21 protein-coding genes are annotated in these 15,229 nt (G+C 69.3%); 14 read left to right on the top strand and 7 right to left on the bottom strand.

Annotation, left to right across the window (positions count from 1 at the left end; translation table 11 throughout):
• Window positions 1-2: 2 nt before the first annotated feature.
• From AB0N61_RS03345 to AB0N61_RS03320, 6 genes are all read left to right on the top strand, one after another.
• Window positions 3-452: an HIT family protein gene (locus AB0N61_RS03345; protein ID WP_363361697.1), complete on the top strand. Its 450-nt coding sequence runs from the start codon at window positions 3-5 to the stop codon at window positions 450-452.
• Between the two features lie 281 nt (window positions 453-733).
• Window positions 734-1,579, top strand: a complete 846-nt coding sequence (locus tag AB0N61_RS03340) for an AraC family transcriptional regulator (RefSeq protein ID WP_363361695.1) — start codon at window positions 734-736, stop codon at window positions 1,577-1,579.
• 136 nt (window positions 1,580-1,715) lie between these two features.
• On the top strand, window positions 1,716-2,747 hold the full coding sequence (locus AB0N61_RS03335) for an iron-siderophore ABC transporter substrate-binding protein (protein ID WP_363361694.1): 1,032 nt from the start codon (window positions 1,716-1,718) through the stop codon (window positions 2,745-2,747).
• Window positions 2,744-3,790: an iron ABC transporter permease gene (locus AB0N61_RS03330; RefSeq protein ID WP_363361692.1), complete on the top strand. Its 1,047-nt coding sequence runs from the start codon at window positions 2,744-2,746 to the stop codon at window positions 3,788-3,790. Before AB0N61_RS03335 ends, AB0N61_RS03330 begins: the two co-directional genes overlap by 4 nt.
• Window positions 3,787-4,851, top strand: a complete 1,065-nt coding sequence (locus AB0N61_RS03325) for an iron chelate uptake ABC transporter family permease subunit (protein ID WP_363361691.1) — start codon at window positions 3,787-3,789, stop codon at window positions 4,849-4,851. The genes AB0N61_RS03330 and AB0N61_RS03325 overlap by 4 nt, the downstream gene beginning before the upstream one ends.
• A complete protein-coding gene (locus AB0N61_RS03320) occupies window positions 4,848-5,660 on the top strand; it encodes an ABC transporter ATP-binding protein (protein ID WP_363361689.1) in 813 nt (270 codons plus the stop codon). Before AB0N61_RS03325 ends, AB0N61_RS03320 begins: the two co-directional genes overlap by 4 nt.
• Window positions 5,661-5,713: 53 nt before the next feature.
• Here the strand turns inward: AB0N61_RS03320 and AB0N61_RS03315 are convergent, their stop codons facing one another.
• The gene (locus AB0N61_RS03315) at window positions 5,714-6,568 is read right to left on the bottom strand and encodes a hypothetical protein (RefSeq protein ID WP_363361687.1); all 855 of its coding nucleotides are present in this window, start codon (window positions 6,566-6,568) and stop codon (window positions 5,714-5,716) included.
• 222 nt (window positions 6,569-6,790) lie between these two features.
• Between AB0N61_RS03315 and AB0N61_RS03310 the strand changes: the two genes are divergently transcribed.
• From AB0N61_RS03310 to AB0N61_RS03300, 3 genes are read left to right on the top strand one after another with little or no spacing between them, the layout of a single operon-like run.
• On the top strand, window positions 6,791-7,186 hold the full coding sequence (locus tag AB0N61_RS03310) for a hypothetical protein (RefSeq protein WP_167948476.1): 396 nt from the start codon (window positions 6,791-6,793) through the stop codon (window positions 7,184-7,186).
• A complete protein-coding gene (locus tag AB0N61_RS03305; RefSeq protein ID WP_363361685.1) occupies window positions 7,187-8,641 on the top strand; it encodes an ATP-binding protein in 1,455 nt (484 codons plus the stop codon).
• On the top strand, window positions 8,641-9,249 hold the full coding sequence (locus AB0N61_RS03300; protein WP_363361683.1) for a response regulator transcription factor: 609 nt from the start codon (window positions 8,641-8,643) through the stop codon (window positions 9,247-9,249). Before AB0N61_RS03305 ends, AB0N61_RS03300 begins: the two co-directional genes overlap by 1 nt.
• A gap of 32 nt (window positions 9,250-9,281) precedes the next feature.
• Here AB0N61_RS03300 and AB0N61_RS03295 read toward each other — a convergent pair whose 3' ends face one another.
• The 4 genes from AB0N61_RS03295 to AB0N61_RS03280 all read right to left on the bottom strand — a co-directional run bounded on the left by AB0N61_RS03295 (window position 9,282) and on the right by AB0N61_RS03280 (window position 11,402).
• Entirely contained in the window at window positions 9,282-9,971 is a 690-nt protein-coding gene (locus AB0N61_RS03295; protein WP_167948609.1) for an SGNH/GDSL hydrolase family protein, read from the bottom strand.
• A gap of 119 nt (window positions 9,972-10,090) precedes the next feature.
• The gene (locus tag AB0N61_RS03290; RefSeq protein ID WP_363361682.1) at window positions 10,091-10,387 is read right to left on the bottom strand and encodes a hypothetical protein; all 297 of its coding nucleotides are present in this window, start codon (window positions 10,385-10,387) and stop codon (window positions 10,091-10,093) included.
• Window positions 10,388-10,485: 98 nt separating this feature from the next.
• Window positions 10,486-10,911: a hypothetical protein gene (locus AB0N61_RS03285; RefSeq protein ID WP_363361680.1), complete on the bottom strand. Its 426-nt coding sequence runs from the start codon at window positions 10,909-10,911 to the stop codon at window positions 10,486-10,488.
• Window positions 10,912-10,961: 50 nt separating this feature from the next.
• A complete protein-coding gene (locus AB0N61_RS03280; protein ID WP_363361678.1) occupies window positions 10,962-11,402 on the bottom strand; it encodes a hypothetical protein in 441 nt (146 codons plus the stop codon).
• A 111-nt stretch (window positions 11,403-11,513) separates the two neighbouring features.
• On the opposite strand from AB0N61_RS03280, the gene AB0N61_RS03275 reads away from it, so the two are divergent.
• Window positions 11,514-11,771: a hypothetical protein gene (locus AB0N61_RS03275; RefSeq protein ID WP_363361676.1), complete on the top strand. Its 258-nt coding sequence runs from the start codon at window positions 11,514-11,516 to the stop codon at window positions 11,769-11,771.
• Window positions 11,768-12,241: a BLUF domain-containing protein gene (locus AB0N61_RS03270; protein ID WP_363361674.1), complete on the top strand. Its 474-nt coding sequence runs from the start codon at window positions 11,768-11,770 to the stop codon at window positions 12,239-12,241. Before AB0N61_RS03275 ends, AB0N61_RS03270 begins: the two co-directional genes overlap by 4 nt.
• 37 nt (window positions 12,242-12,278) lie before the next feature.
• Here AB0N61_RS03270 and AB0N61_RS03265 read toward each other — a convergent pair whose 3' ends face one another.
• Window positions 12,279-12,488, bottom strand: coding sequence for a hypothetical protein (locus tag AB0N61_RS03265; RefSeq protein ID WP_363361672.1), 210 nt, complete (start codon window positions 12,486-12,488; stop codon window positions 12,279-12,281).
• A gap of 52 nt (window positions 12,489-12,540) precedes the next feature.
• Window positions 12,541-13,242 carry a hypothetical protein gene (locus AB0N61_RS03260; protein ID WP_363361670.1) on the bottom strand — a complete coding sequence of 234 codons (702 nt, stop codon included), beginning with the start codon at window positions 13,240-13,242 and terminating at the stop codon, window positions 12,541-12,543.
• Window positions 13,243-13,469: 227 nt separating this feature from the next.
• Here AB0N61_RS03260 and AB0N61_RS03255 point away from each other — a divergent pair, with 227 nt between their 5' ends.
• From AB0N61_RS03255 to AB0N61_RS03245, 3 genes are read left to right on the top strand one after another with little or no spacing between them, the layout of a single operon-like run.
• Window positions 13,470-14,204, top strand: coding sequence for a hypothetical protein (locus AB0N61_RS03255; RefSeq protein WP_363361668.1), 735 nt, complete (start codon window positions 13,470-13,472; stop codon window positions 14,202-14,204).
• Complete coding sequence (locus tag AB0N61_RS03250) at window positions 14,182-14,595, top strand: phage holin family protein (RefSeq protein WP_167948617.1); 414 nt, start codon at window positions 14,182-14,184, stop codon at window positions 14,593-14,595. Before AB0N61_RS03255 ends, AB0N61_RS03250 begins: the two co-directional genes overlap by 23 nt.
• Window positions 14,592-15,155 carry a DUF3618 domain-containing protein gene (locus tag AB0N61_RS03245; protein ID WP_363361666.1) on the top strand — a complete coding sequence of 188 codons (564 nt, stop codon included), beginning with the start codon at window positions 14,592-14,594 and terminating at the stop codon, window positions 15,153-15,155. The genes AB0N61_RS03250 and AB0N61_RS03245 overlap by 4 nt, the downstream gene beginning before the upstream one ends.
• The last annotated feature ends 74 nt before the right edge of the window (window positions 15,156-15,229 follow it).

Below are 15,229 nucleotides of genomic sequence, written 5' to 3'. Positions count from 1 at the left end.
GCATGAACCACGACGGATCCCAGGCGACGGATACCAGCTGTGTGTTCTGCGAGATCGTCGCGGGCAGAGTGTCGAGCGACAAAGTCGTGGAGGACGACCAGACGCTCGCGTTCATGGACATCGATCCCGGCTCGGACGGGCACCTGCTCGTCATCCCCAAGCGCCACAGCACCGATCTTCTCGACGTTCCACCCGAGGATCTCGTGGCGACCACTCTCGCCGCACAGCGGATCGCCACAGCGATGTACGCGGAGCTCGACGCCGAGGGCGTGAATGTGCTCAACTGCTGCGGCGCTGCAGCCTGGCAGACGGTGTTCCACTTCCACCTGCACGTGATCCCGCGGTACCGGGACAAAGGCAAGGACCGAATGGAGCTTCCCTACGAGCCGGGCGTCCCCTCCGACCCCGGCGCCAGGGCGAGATATGCGCAGATCCTTGCGGCGGCGCTCTAGCCGGCGGTGCGGTGTGCTCCCCGTCCGGTCCCAAATCGTCTGCACCCGCTGACACGATCCGTCGCTCGGGGGATGTGGGCCGCATCGCGGTTCCGTCTGCGAGAGGCGCCACTCGACGACGGCAGCGATCGCCGCATCCCGCCCTGGGCTCACTGTGGGAATCCGGTGGTCGTATCGTTGGTGGAGGCTCAGGGAGCCTCCACCAGTCCAGGACGATCAGAAGGCGGTCCGCGCGCTCGCGCGGGGACGACAGGCGATGAGCACGGGAGATGACAGTGGACGTGAGCACGGGCGCTGACACCACGGGTGCTGACGCCACGGGTGCTGACGCCACGGGCCCCGATGACACGGTCGCCACGATCGCGCTCCCGGCCTTCGGTGCGGGTTCCGTCGACGTGCCGTGGGCGGTGAACGCCTTCGACGATGCTGTCGACCGCGACACGTCCTGGCTTCCTCACTCGCATCCGACCCACGAGCTTCTCTGGAACGAGCGCGGTGCCTCGCGTGTGACCGTCGACAATCGCATCTGGACGGTCACGCCGTCCGTCGGGGTGTGGATCCCGGCGGGAGTCCTCCATTCCGCGTCGACCACGGCGGGCACCTGGTACCGCGCGACGCATTTCGACGTCCGCCGAGTGAGCCCGCTGGCGGAACGGCCCGTGTCGATCGAGATCACGCCTCTGCTGAAGATGGTGCTTCTGCGGCTCGCGGACGAGGCGCTCAGTGCGGAGTCGCGGTCGATAGCCGAGGCGATGGCTCTGGACGTGCTGACGCCGTCGGGCCGCGAGCTCGTCGTCGCGGTGCCGGCCTCTCCGTGGCTGCGACCGATCGTTCAGGCATTGCAGGCGAACCCGGGCGATCGGCGGCTCCTCGACGACTGGGCGCAGGAACTCGGGGCCACGCCGCGCACCATCACCCGAGCGTTCCAGAGAGAGACCGGTCTCGCTTTCGGCCAGTGGGTGTCGGTGCTGCGCGCGTGCCACGCCATCGAGATGCTGGCGGGCGGATCCGACCCCGAGGACGTCGCCGCACATGTCGGCTACGCCACCGTCAGCGCATTCGGTGCCGCCTTCAAGCGCGCCACCGGGGTGACACCGAGCGCGTTCCGGGTGTCCGTTCCGCGATAGGGAAGGGCCGTTTCGCGCGTTTGCGCACGTGAGCGACCTCGCACTAACGTGAGGTAAGCCTCACCTAATCTGATCCACTCCATGGAGTGCTCAGCTGCTCCGAGGCACTCACCCCACTCACGCACGGGAGATCTTCATGCGCGCCCATCGTCTTGCCATCGCGGGAGCAGCCGTCGCTGCTGTCGTCGTCGGCCTCACTGCCTGCAGCACCAGCCCCGAGTCCGGGTCGGACTCCGAATCGACCTCGTCGGGAGAGGGATATCCGATCGTCATCGAGCACGCGCTCGGCACGACCGAGATCGCGGAGAAGCCCGAGCGCGTGGCCACCGTGCAGTGGGCGAACCATGAGGTTCCCCTCGCGCTGGGCGTCGTGCCGGTCGGCATGGCCGCGGCGAACTTCGGCGACGACGACGGCGACGGGCTGCTGCCGTGGGTCAAGGAGAAGCTCGACGAGCTCGGCGCCGAGACGCCGGTGCTGTTCGACGAGACCGACGGCATCGACTTCGAGGCCGTCGCCGACACCGACCCCGACGTGATCCTCGCCTCCTACTCGGGGCTGACTCAGGAGGACTACGACACCCTGAGCGAGATCGCCCCCGTCGTCGCCTACCCCGAAGGGCCGTGGGCGACGTCCTGGCGAGACGTCATCGAGTTCAGCGCGATGGGCATGGGCATGGCGGACGAGGGCGAGCAGCTCGTCGCGGACATCGAGGGAGAGATCCAGGACGCGATGGCGGAATACCCGCAGCTCGAGGGCAAGTCGACGATGTTCCTCACGCACGTCGACCCGAGCGATCTGAGCGAGGTCAGCTTCTACACCGCGAACGACACGCGGGCCGCGTTCTTCGAGGATCTCGGACTCACCACTCCGGCGAGCATCGCGGACGCCTCGAAGGACAAGGACAAGTTCTCCGGCACCATCAGCGCCGAGCAGATCGACACCTTCGCCGACGTCGACGTCATCGTGACCTACGGCGACGAGGAGCTCGTGAAGACCCTCGAGGGCGACCCGCTGCTGTCGCAGATGCCGGCCGTCGCCAACGGCTCGATCGTGCTGCTCGGCTCCGACCCGGTCGGCACCGCCGCGAACCCGACGCCGCTCGCGATCTCGTTCGTGCTGGACGACTACCTGGCGCTTCTGGGCGCAGCGGCCGACAACGCGAAGTGACGCAGACCATCACTGATTCGGGCGCCGCCACCGTGCAGACGGTGCGGCGTCCGAATCGCCTGCGTCTCCTCTGGCTTCTCGTCCTCGTCGTCGCCGTCATCGCCCTCGCGCTCGCCTCGGTGGCGGTCGGGTCACGCGATGTGTCGTGGGACGACATCATCGCCGGGCTGTCCGGCCGCGTGGAGAACCTGAGCCAGGGCGCGGTCCAGACACGTCTGCCGCGAACCGTCCTGGCCATCCTCGTCGGGGCAGCTCTCGGCCTCGCCGGCGCCGTCATGCAGGGCGTCACGCGCAACCCGCTCGCCGACCCCGGCATCCTCGGGGTCAACATGGGAGCCTCGTTGGCGATCGTCGCGAGCATCGCCTGGTTCGGCCTGTCCAGCGCCTCCGCGTACATCTGGACGGCGATCGCCGGCGCGGCCGTGGCGGCCGTCTTCGTGTATGTCGTCGGCTCCCTGGGGCGTGGGGGAGCGACCCCGCTGAAGCTGGCTCTCGCCGGGGCGGCGACCTCCGCCGCGCTCGCCTCCTTCGTGACCGCGATCTCGCTTCCGCGCGCCGACATCTCCGCGACCATCCGCTCCTGGCAGATCGGCGGGGTCGGCGGTGCGACGTTCGACTCGATCGGCCTGGTCATCCCGTTCCTCCTGGTCGGGTTCCTCCTGAGCCTCACCTCCGGGCGTGGGCTCAACTCGCTCGCCCTCGGCGATGATCTCGCAGCCGGGCTCGGTGAACGCGTCGCCGCGACCCGGGGACTCGCCGCCCTGGGTGCTGTCGTCCTCGCGGGCGCCGCGACGGCGCTCGCCGGACCGATCGGCTTCGTCGGACTCGTCGTCCCGCACTTCTTCCGCCTGATCTTCGGCCCCGACTACCGGTGGCTGCTGCCGTTCTCCGCGGCCGGCGGCGCCGCGCTCCTCCTACTGGCAGACATCCTCGGGCGCATCATCGCGCGCCCCAGCGAGATCGACGTCGGCATCCTCACCGCCCTCATCGGAGGTCCCGTGTTCATCGCGATCGTCCGTCGGCAGAAGGTGCGCGAGCTGTGACCGCCGCTTCTGTTCTCGCCGCCACCGGCCACGAGGCGACGGCCGCAGTCGTCGGCGCCGGCCGCACGCGAAGATCGCGCCGCCGGCGCACCGTGATCACCGCCTTCTCGATCCTGATCCTCGCGGTCTTCGTCGCATCTCTCGTCTTCGGCCGCACCGTCTACTCGCTCGGCGATGTGCTGGGAGTGATCCTGGGGCAGGACGTCGACGGCGCGACCTTCACCGTCGGCCGGCTGCGACTGCCTCGCGCGGTGCTCGCCGTCGTGGCCGGGCTGAGCTTCGGACTCGCGGGTGTCAGTTTTCAGACCATGCTCCGCAATCCGCTCGCGAGCCCGGACATCATCGGCATCAGCGCCGGAGCGAGCGCGGCCGCCGCCTTCGCGATCGTCATGCTCGGGCTCGGCGGCACCGCGGTGTCGGTCATCGCGATCGCCGCGGGCCTGATCGTCGCGCTGCTCATCTATGCGCTCGCGAGCAGGAGCGGCGTGGCAGGGACCCGCCTGATCCTCATCGGGATCGGAGTCGCGGCGATGCTCGAGAGCGTCACCGCCTACGTGCTGTCGCAGGCAGGGCAGTGGGATCTTCAGGAGGCGGTCCGGTGGCTGAGCGGGAGCCTGAACGGGGCGAGCTGGCAGGCGACACTGCCCGCGCTGATTGCGCTCGTCGTGCTCGGCCCACTGCTGCTCTCGCAGTCGCGGGACCTGCACACCCTGCGGTTGGGAGAGGATGCCGCGGCGGCGTTGGGCGTCCGTGTCGAGCGCACGCGCATCATCGTGGTGATCGCCGCCGTCGGGCTCATCGCCTTCGGAACCGCCGCCGCCGGTCCGATCGCGTTCGTCGCGTTCCTGTCGGGACCGATCGCGGCCCGCATCGTCGGACCCCACGGGTCGATGCTCGTGCCCTCTGCGCTCGTCGGCGCACTCCTCGTGCTGGTCGCCGATCTCATCGGCCAGTACGCACTCGGAACCCGCTTCCCGGTGGGCGTCGTCACCGGCGCGCTCGGCGCGCCGTACCTCGTCTACCTCATCATCCGCACCAACCGAACCGGAGGCTCCCTGTGACGTCGTCGCACACGCTCGCTGCCGAGGGGCTCACCCTCGGTTACACGGACCGGCCCGTCATCACCGACCTCGACCTCGAGATCCCGGCGGGCGAGATCACCGTCATCGTCGGACCGAACGCCTGCGGCAAGTCGACGCTGCTGCGATCCATGTCTCGCCTTCTCGCCCCGCGCGCCGGTCACGTGCTGCTCGACGGCAGAGAGGTGCATCGGATGCCGGCGAAGGAGCTCGCCCGGACTCTCGGCCTGCTGCCCCAGTCGCCGATCGCGCCCGAGGGCATCACGGTGTCGGATCTCGTCGGCCGTGGACGGCATCCGCACCAGGGGATGTTCACCCGGTGGACCCGCGACGATGACCTCGCCGTGGCCCGGGCGCTGGATGTGACCGAGACGGCGGCGCTCGCCGACCGACCGGTCGACGAGCTCTCCGGCGGGCAGCGCCAGCGTGTGTGGATCGCGATGGCTCTCGCGCAGGAGACCGAGGTGCTGCTGCTCGACGAGCCGACGACGTTCCTCGACGTGAGCCATCAGATCGAGGTCCTCGACCTGCTCACCGACCTGAACCGTCTGCGGGGGACCACCGTCGTGATGGTGCTGCACGATCTCAATCTCGCAGCACGCTATGCCGATCACCTCATCGCTCTCGAAGGGGGGCATGTGCGTGCTGTCGGGGCGCCCGGCGAGGTGCTCACGACCGACGTCGTGCGCGACCTGTTCGGCATGGAGAGCCGCATCATCGTCGACCCCACCTCGGGGAAGCCGTTGATGCTCCCGATCGGGCGTCACCACCAGCTCGAGACGTCGTCGTGACACGACGGAGCGGCCCCTCGCGGAGGCGAGGGGCCGCTCTGCGGTCGGCGGGGTCAGCCGATCGGGGTGGGGTTCGTGGGGTTCGGAGGCACGGGGAGCGATCCGTTGATGCGGTTGCGCGCCTGGCACTGGCTCGTGCAGTTGGTGGCCCCGGCGGACAGCTCGATGGCATCCTCGCCGAGCACGCCGCCCATGCGGCCGCCCGACTGCACGACCCACTTCGTGACGGTGCCCGACTGGAAGGTCTTGGTCGCGACCTGGGGGCTGTCCTTGCCGAGGAGCATCTGGTGCGCTCCCGCTCCCGTCGCCACCGCGTCGCGCCCGTCGCCGAAGTTCACCTTGCCCGTGAACTCGTTGACGAAGTAGAAGACGCCCGGTGCCAGCGTGTGCACGATCTCGACCGGTGCGGCGAACTCGGGCTCCATCTGGAAGATGCCGCCCTGGGCGCCGTCCTTCGCCTGGATCTTGAGCTTGCCGGCCGTCGTCGTGAAGATCGCGACGACCGCGTCGTCCTTGACCTCGAGGCGCGACAGCCGCACGCCGGAGAGCTGCGCCGGAGTGAGCGTGGGGACCTTCGAGGCGAAGACGACCGTCGGCGTCGTCACCATGCGCTGGGAGTCGGCGGCCCCGGTCAGGGTGTAGTCGTAGACGCCGAGCGTCGCAGGGTCGATCGTGAACCTGTTGTGGCGTCCGCTGACGGTGACGGGGCCGGAGACCGGGAGGTTCTCGAGCTTGATGTCCTTGCCGGACGCCGGGTTGTACGTCGTCCCGTTCACGGTGACGGCGTAGTCACCACCTGACGCGCTGGTCTTGGCCTGGGCGGGAGCGGCCGTGAGCAGGAGCGCGGATGCCGCGAGCAGCGCCGTGACGAGCACGGACGCACGGCGGGGGACGGAGTTGCGATGCATCGGGATACCTCTTTCGGTTCGAGTGGGTGACACCAGATTCCGGGCGGTGACGGATGGGCGGCAATCGGACCTTGGTCGTAGTACCGCCGTGGCCGTGATCGGTACTACGACCAAGGTCCGATGGTGCTCGAGGCGGTGGCCACGGAGTCTGGAGTGAGCCTGATCGATCACCGTGCTTCACCCGACGCGGGGCGCAGGACACAATGGATGCGAGGTCGAACCATGAACACCACGAAGCGGATTCTCTGGAGCGCAGGAGCGCTCGTGCTCGTCGCGGCGCCTGCCCTGATCGGCCTCTGGGGCAACGCCTCGTTCGCCGAGTCCGTGCCCGTCCGCGTTCCGGCATCGGGCGAGATCTCGACCCCGTCACCGTCTCCGACGATCCACTCGACGCCGTCACCGAGCGCGACGCCGGTCGACGACCATGGCGGAGACGTGCCGCGCGACCAGCGCGTCGAACCGGGCGACGATCGTGATGTGCAGGGCGGCGTCGTTCCGGTGCCGTCACCGACGTCATCGTCGAGCGGGGACGACCATGGGGGAGACGATCACGGGGGCCACGGCGGAGACGATGAGCGCGGCGGAGACGACCACGGCGGACACGGCGGAGACGACTGAGTGAGATCCGGATCCCCCGACCCCGTCCGGCCCGACGAGGCCCCCACCGAGCCCCTCGCGGCAGCGGTCGGCGCCGCGCCTGCTGCGGTCTGGAAGACGCTCGTCGCCGCTCCCGCGAACGGATCGGACGGACGACGGCCGCCCGCCAGCCGCACGATCATCGTGCGGCTGGCGCTCGGGCTGGTCGCCGTGCTGATCGCCGTCGGGCTGCTCGCAGCGTGGGCGGCGCAGTGGCTTGCGGAACGCGAAGCCGTGAACGACGCCGCTACTACGACGGAAGTGCTCGCGGATGCCGTCATCCAGCCGCACCTCTCGGCCGCGCTTCTGGCAGGAGAGCCCGACGCGGTCGATGAGTTCGACCGCGTCGTGCGCGAGCAGGTGCTCAGCGCCGACGTCGTGCGGGTCAAGATCTGGAGCCCCGAGGGTGAGGTGCTGTACGCCGACGAGGAGCAGCTGATCGGGCGGACCTTCGCGCTCGACGAGGAACAGCGTGAGGCACTCGCGCGCCCCTCGACGCGGGCGTCGATCTCGGATCTCTCCGAAGAGGAGAACGTCTTCGAGTCGGGATCGCGGCTGCTCGAGGTCTACCGCCCGGTCTGGGCGCCGGACGGGCAGCAGCTGCTGTTCGAGGTGTACCTCCCGTACGAGCCGGTGGCCGCCCGCTCGGCCGATCTGTGGCGGGGATTCGCCGGGGTCACGACGAGCAGCCTCCTGCTGCTGATCGTGCTCACCGCGCCGATCGTCTGGGGTCTGCTGCGGCGCCTCAGCGCGGAGGACTCGCGTCGCGCCGATCTGCTGCAGCACGCCGTCGACGCGTCGGATGCCGAGCGTCGCCGCATCGCAGGCACGCTGCACGACGGCCCCGTGCAGGAACTCGTCGCCACCAGCTTCGCCGCGGAGAGCGCCGCGGACGCATCGGCGCGGGCCGGCGAGGAGGGCGCCGCAGCGAGGCTCCGAGACGTCGCGGCCTCCGTGCGGGGTAACGTGCGCGTCCTTCGATCCCTGCTCATGGACATCTACCCGCCGGGGCTCGCCGCCGCGGGTCTCGCGCACGCACTGCAGGACCTCGCGGCCACGGCGCGGAGCCGCTCCGCCGACGTCGAGCTCGACCTCGCTACGCCCGCCCCCGACCTGTCCGAGGCAGACGAGCAGCTCGTCTATCGGGTGGCCCAGGAAGCCCTCCGCAACGCGGTCACCCACGCGGTGCCGTGCCGTGTCAGCATCCGCCTGCGAACCGTGGGCGACGACGCGATCCTCGATGTCGTCGACGACGGTCCCGGCTTCGATCCCGGGGTGCTCGACGCCGTGCCCGTCGGCGGGCATCTCGGCACCACGGTGCTGCGCGACCTCGCCCAGCAGGGTGCAGCCGAGCTCGCCGTCGCGACCGCGCCCGGCGCCGGTGTGCACTGGAGGCTCCGGCTGCCCTCTCTCACGTCGCGAAAGGCGCACCCCTGATGATCAGAGTCCTCGTGGTCGACGACCACGCCATGGTCCGAGAGGGACTCGCCTCGGTGCTCGCCGCCGACGGCGACATCCAGACCGTCGCGTCCGCCGCGAACGGTGCCGAGGCCGTGCGGCTGGTCGCCGATCACACTCCCGACGTCGTCGTGATGGATCTGTCGATGCCGGTGATGGACGGAATCGAGGCGACCCGCGCGGTACGCGAGGCCGCACGCGGCACACGCGTGCTCGTGCTCACCTCGTTCACCGACCGTGATCGTGTGCGGCGAGCGATCGAGGCCGGTGCGACGGGCTATCAGTTGAAGGATGCCGAACCCGCCGACCTCCGAGGTGCCGTCCGTTCGGTGCACGCCGGGCACGCCCCGCTCGATCCGCGCGTCGCCGGAGTTCTGCTCGGCCCGGACCGGCCAGCGGTGGACCTCAGCCAGCGGGAGCGGGAGGTGCTGCGTCTGGTCGCACAGGGGCTCGCGAACAAGCAGATCGCGGCGGCACTCGGCATCGCCGAACGGACGGTGAAGGCGCACTTGGGGAGCATCTTCCGTCAGATCGGAGTCGCCGATCGCACGAGTGCGGCGCTCTGGGCCCGCGACAACCTGAGCTGACCGCGGAGGGCAGCGGCCGCGGGCGGACGCCTCTACAGCGGAGGGTCGAGCTGTGCGAGCGCCGCATCCATCCGGTCGGCCATCTGTGCGTACCCGACGTCCGACGGATGCAGGCCGTCCGCCGCCATCCAGCTGCTGTCCGAACCGGCGTAGTGGCCGTCGAGCCAGCGGCTCGCGCCGGGGATCCAGTCCGCATCGATCTCTGCCGCTGCGTCTTCGACCCAGGCGATGATCTGGTCGACGGATGCCGGGCGATCGTCGGTGTACCAGAACGGTTCGACGACGATGATCCGCGCCGAGGGGAGGGCGTCGCGGATGCGCGTGAGGTCAGCCGTGATCGTCTCCCGGATGAGATCGGCGCGACGGTCGTAGCTGAAGTTGTCGTTCAGCCCCATCGTCACGAAGACGATGTCCGGCTCCTGTTCGATCACGAGTTCCGGCAGGTCGTTCTCATCGAAGCTCTCTCGATGGTTCACGAACCCGAGGCCGTTGACGCTTGGGTTGTACTCCCGCCAACCACGGTCTTCGCTGATGATCGTCGACCAGCGGAGTGACGGATCGGTGGCCCCGGTGCCCAGCGTGTAGGAGTCACCGTAGAACGCGACGAGTGGTCCGGTCCCCGCGGATGCCGAGGGCTCGCGTTCCGGCACCGGTGCACCGCTGCACCCCGCGAGACCCACGGCGAGGGCTACGACGGACGCGAAGGTACGGAGGCGGCGCATACTGGCTGTTCGTCGCCGAGGCTCTCTCGGATGGGCCCGCGCGTCTCTGCACGCGACGACCTGCTTTTCAGGGGCTTGGGGCAGTGCGCCTGGTCACAGGACAGGTTCCGGGGGGTTCGTCACAGCGCGTCGTAGAACCCGCCGTACGGGAAGTCCACATCGCCGGTGTCGCGGGCGTCGAACTGCACGGTCGCCTCAGTGACCGCGACGCGACTGGTGGGGGTGATGAGCACGCTCACGGCGCGATTGCCGACGACGACGAGGTGGACGAACTTCCCCGGCGCGACGATCGCGTCCTCGATGCGACGACGCAGGTCGTCCGGATCCTGATCCTGAGACAGGACCCAGCTCGACCCGTCGATCGTCACCGACGTCTGCACCATCGTCTCGAGCCCGCTCTGTGCTTCTCCACGCATATCACCACCATACGCCCGCATGCATCCCGAAATTCTGGGGTTGTCTGAGAGCCGTGTTTCTGGCAGTGACCCGTCAGATGCGGGACGACCAGACTGTCTCACTTCTCGGCATCCGTCGCGGATCCGAGCTCGGACGGGTGGGTGAAGTATGCGCGAGACGAGGGCACGAAGAGGAGGATGACCGCGATCACGCTGAGGGCGAGAACGAGGAGCAGTACGGGAACGGCATCCGGCGAGCCGACCATCGCCACGACCGCGACGACGATCGACGCCGGAAAGATCACTGTCGCGTAGCGAGCCCAGGAATGGCGGGTCATCACCAGGACGGTGATGCTGACCAGCACGGCTATGCCGGCGATCGGAAAGAGCGTGAGGAGTCGCGTCCACCCGCTCGACCAAGTGCCGATGAACACCATGGCCCCGAGCAGGGGGATCGCGGCGAGGACGGTGATCGCGCCGAGGAGTGTGAACGCCACGCGCAGCGTCGCCGGCATCCAGTCCGTGTCCTCCGTGACGCTCGTCATGACCTCAGTATCGTTCATCCTCGCAGAGCTCGGACCCCGCGCTGAGACGCTCAGCCCGCAGCGGCAGCGCTGCGTTCGGCCTCCGAGTTCGGGGTCCAGCCGAACCAGCCGTCGCCGGTGTCCATCACGGCCCAGTCGCCGCAGGCGAAGACCGTCTTCGCCGCATAGGGGTCCGGGGCGTCGTCGAGCACCCAGGCGGGCGCGGACTGCCGGTCGACCTCGACGCAGCCCTCGCCGAGCGTCGATTCGCTGGTGAGGAGGATGACCGCATCCGGGGCATCGTCGATCGTCGACGTGCGCACGGTGATCGCGGTGGCGTCGGCGGGAATCCAGTCCGCATCCGCTTCTGCGCCGGCGGCGAAGGCATCGAGGTCGTCGAAGGTCGACGTGGCCTGCTTGTGGACGATGCTGTCGTAGGCGGCGCATCCCGTGAGCGCCAGCGCCCCCACGAGGAGAAGAGCAGGTGCGGCCAGGGCGATTCGTGCGTTCATGTGTAAAGCCTCGCCGGGCGGCGGCGTTTCGGCATCGTGCATGCGAGGTATCGGCATCCGCCTCGAGGATGATTCCGAGCCCGCCCGGATTCGCGAAGGTACGCTGAGCACATGGGTGATCAATCGCCGACGCCCGTTCGCCCTCTCTGGGCGAGCGTGGCAGACGGCTTCTACGTGGGCAGCCGGGACGGCTCCTTTCTCGGCTACGTCGACCGCCAGTCCGACGGCGGGTGGCGGGCCTTCGATGCCACCTCGCACACGATCGGCGACTTCGCGGACCATCAACGAGCGATGGCAGCGGTGACCGCCGCGGTGACGGTCGGCGCGCAGTCGACGGCGCACCAGAGCGGGGAAGGGGATGCCGAATGAGCGAGAAGAATCCGCTCGTCTCTCTGGTCTACTGCAGCAGCGCCACGCAGCCGTTCGGCGAGCGCGAGCTCGGAGAACTTCTGGCAGTGAGCCGCGAGCGCAACAGCGAGCGCGACATCACCGGGATGCTGCTCTACCGCGGTGGGGAATTCGTGCAGATCCTCGAGGGGCCCCGGTCGGATGTCGAAGACCTGATGGCGAAGATCGGCCGGGATCCGCGCCACCACGACGTCCGCGTGCTGATCGAGGAGCCGCTGCACGAACGGCGCTTTCACGACTGGACGATGGGATATCAGGCCCTCATCGCTCCGGCGCCCGACATGGGCTCGGGATACCGCGACTCGTTCGATGACCTCCGCATGGGCGATCACGACATGATCGGTCGAGCCATCATGGAGCTCACTCTGTGGTTCCGCGTGCGCGAGTCGGCCAGTCGGCAGCCCGTCGAGAGCGACGCCGGATCGAGCTAGCGTCCTGCGGCTACTGCGGTGGGAATGATCCGGCCGTTCACTCCTCGGGCAGGGCGCAGATGGCGATCGGCACCCCGGGGGTGATCAGGAGCTCGTAGGGGGTGCGGTTGCCATATCCGTCGAAGGCTTCGAGCCACCCGGGGTCGGGGGAGGCGAGCGCGACGGCGATGTGCAGCTGCACTTCCTGCATGCTGCGGCCTGCGATCCGATAGGTCACGCCGCCGTAGGCGACTTCGAGAATCGTCACGATGTCCTCCTCTCGTGCCTGACGACGGTACTTCCGGCCGGCGCCCGTCCAGTCACCGCCCGAGACCGACGCGGTCGACCCTGCGGTGGAACCGCATGCCCGCGAGGCCGCCGAGGATCGCGCCGACGAGGGCGACGATCGCGGCACCGACAGCCGTCAGGATGCCCGTGAGGGTCGCGCTCTCAGGGGTGATCGGGATGCGGGGGAAACCCTTCAGGCTCTCGAGGATGTCCCACTGCGACCCGGCGATGGCAGCCACGATCGCCACGATGATCGCGATCGCGATGGCCCAGATCCACACGGCGATGCCCTGCTTGGCGCCGCTGAACCGTGCCATCCGGCCGGCGACATACCCGCCGGCGAAGTAGGACACGAACAGCACGACGCCGATGACGATCGCCGCGACCACGGCTCCTCCGTTCATCGCGACGTCGGCGGCTTCGTCGGCGCTGACATCGGCGCCGACGCCCAGTGCGGCGCCGATGGCCGACACGAGCGCGGTGAGGAGCACAGTGGTCCCCATCGCGGTGAGCCAGCCGAAGAACGCCGAGCCGAACTTGAAGCCGCCGAACTCGGACTTCTCGCGGTCGTGGACCTCGTCGGGCCGCACGCCCTCGTGACGGACGTTCGCCGCGGCCGCGTCGGGATTCGCCGCCGCGTCGGGGGCGGGGGTCGGTGTCACGACCTCGGCATCGCGGGCCGCCTCGGGCCGGGGGGTCGGGCGGGGGTCGGGGGTGCTGCGCGGCTCGCTCATGCGGCGAACCTAGGAACCCGGGAGCGTGCACCACAGACGATTGCGCGATGCGTCGTCTGCGCGTACCATCCCGCACCCGCGGCGGCGCTCGGCACCTGCGTGGGCGCCGCGCACCCGTGCGTTTTACACCCCGGAGCGCATCGAGGCAAGGGTGGTTCGACCGAAATAGATCGCGGTCTAGACCTGACCCACCGGTCACACCGATCGGACTGCGAAAAGGAGCACCAATGTCGAACAGCTATGAGACGTCGGGGCCTCAGGGCTCGGGCGTGGCATCCCCCGAGTCGTCAGGCACGGTGGACGCCGCGAAGCACGAGGCGGCCGATCTCAAGGACACCGCCGCAGAGCAGGCGAAGGACGTCCTCGGCACGGCCAAGCACGAGGTGGCCTCGGTCGCCGGTGAAGCGAAAGCCCAGGCCAAGGACCTCTTCGCTCAGACGCAGCGCGAACTCGCGGATCAGGCGAACACCCAGCAGCAGCGCGTCGCAGGTGGGCTGCGCTCGGTCAGCGACGAACTCGACTCGATGGCCTCGTCGTCATCGGGAACCGGCATCGCGGCCGACCTCGTCCAGCAGGTGTCTTCGCGGCTGTCCGCCGCCTCCACCTGGCTCGGCGACCGCGACCCGGCGGCCGTTCTCTCCGAGGTCAAGCGCTACGCCCGACGCAAGCCGGGCACGTTCATCCTCGCCGCGGCCGTCGTCGGCGTCGTCGCCGGTCGGCTCACCCGAGCACTGGCCTCATCGGCAGCCGACGACAAGGCGGCCGCGTCGGCATCCGGGTCGGCTCCGTCGACCGTGACCCCTGCCCCTGCGCCCGCACAGGTGCACCCCGACCCCGCGGTGCCGGTGCCGGTCGGCTCGTCCGTGACCCCGCCCGCCAGCACTCCTCTCTACGCGCAGACGGCGTCGGGCCGACAGGACATCCTCGGGGAGGCGGACCATGACCGACCCGACACCGTCTGAGGCGAAGGCCGCGTCGACCTCGATCGGCGATCTGCTCGGTGAGGTGTCGCGAGACATCTCGACGCTGATGCGTCAGGAGGTCGCCCTGGCCAAAGCCGAGCTGAAGGACGCGGCGTCGAAGTCCGCGAAGGGCGCGGGCCTCATGGGCGCTGCCGGATACGGCGCACTCATGGCCGTGTTCTTCCTGTCGGTCGCTCTGTGGTGGGCCCTGGGAGAACTGGTCGGCGGCGGATGGTCCGCCGTCATCGTCGCGCTGATCTGGGCGATCATCGCCGGCATCCTGTTCGCCGTCGGGCGAGGACAGCTGGCAAAGGTGGAGGGCGTCCCGCAGACGGTCGACACGCTGAAAGAGATACCCGAAACGCTGAGAAGGAATGAGGAGAACCGATGAGTGATTCACCCGAAGAGATCCGTGCCGACATCGAGCGCACGCGCCAGGACCTGGGGCTCGACGTCGACGCCCTCGCCGACAAGGTCTCACCGTCGAAGATCGTCGACCGCCAGGTGGGCAAGGTGCGCGGCGCCTTCACCTCGGTGCGCGAGCGAGTGATGGGTGCGGCGGATGACGCCGGCTCGTCGCTGTCGGACGCGGGATCGCACGTGGGAGACGTCAAGGATCGTGCGGTCGCGAAGGCGGAGGGCAACCCGATGGCGGTGGGGCTCATCGCCTTCGGCGCCGGTCTGCTGCTTGCCTCGCTGATTCCCGCATCCTCGAAGGAGAAGGAACTCGCCTCCACCGTGAAGGATCAGGCGCAGCCGCTGGTCGACGAGATCACGGATGCGGCGAAGGAGGTCGGCGAGCACCTGAAGGAGCCGGCGAAGGACTCGGTCGCCGCGGTGCAGGAGTCCGCCCAGGAGTCGGTCGCTGCGGTGCAGGACCAGGCCGAGCATGCCGCCGACGAGGTGAAGGGGCAGGCCCAGCACGCCCAGCAGAACCTCTCGGGAAGCTGAACCGCCACGTCGAGGGCGGATGCATCTCCGGATGCATCCGCCCTCGACGAGTTTCCGAGGCCCGCGCATCTTGC

The organism is Microbacterium sp. NPDC089320, assembly GCF_040684875.1.
Taxonomy (GTDB): domain Bacteria; phylum Actinomycetota; class Actinomycetes; order Actinomycetales; family Microbacteriaceae; genus Microbacterium.
The sequence above is the reverse complement of the archived record's forward strand: the minus strand, read 5'-3'. Positions and strand labels throughout refer to the sequence as shown.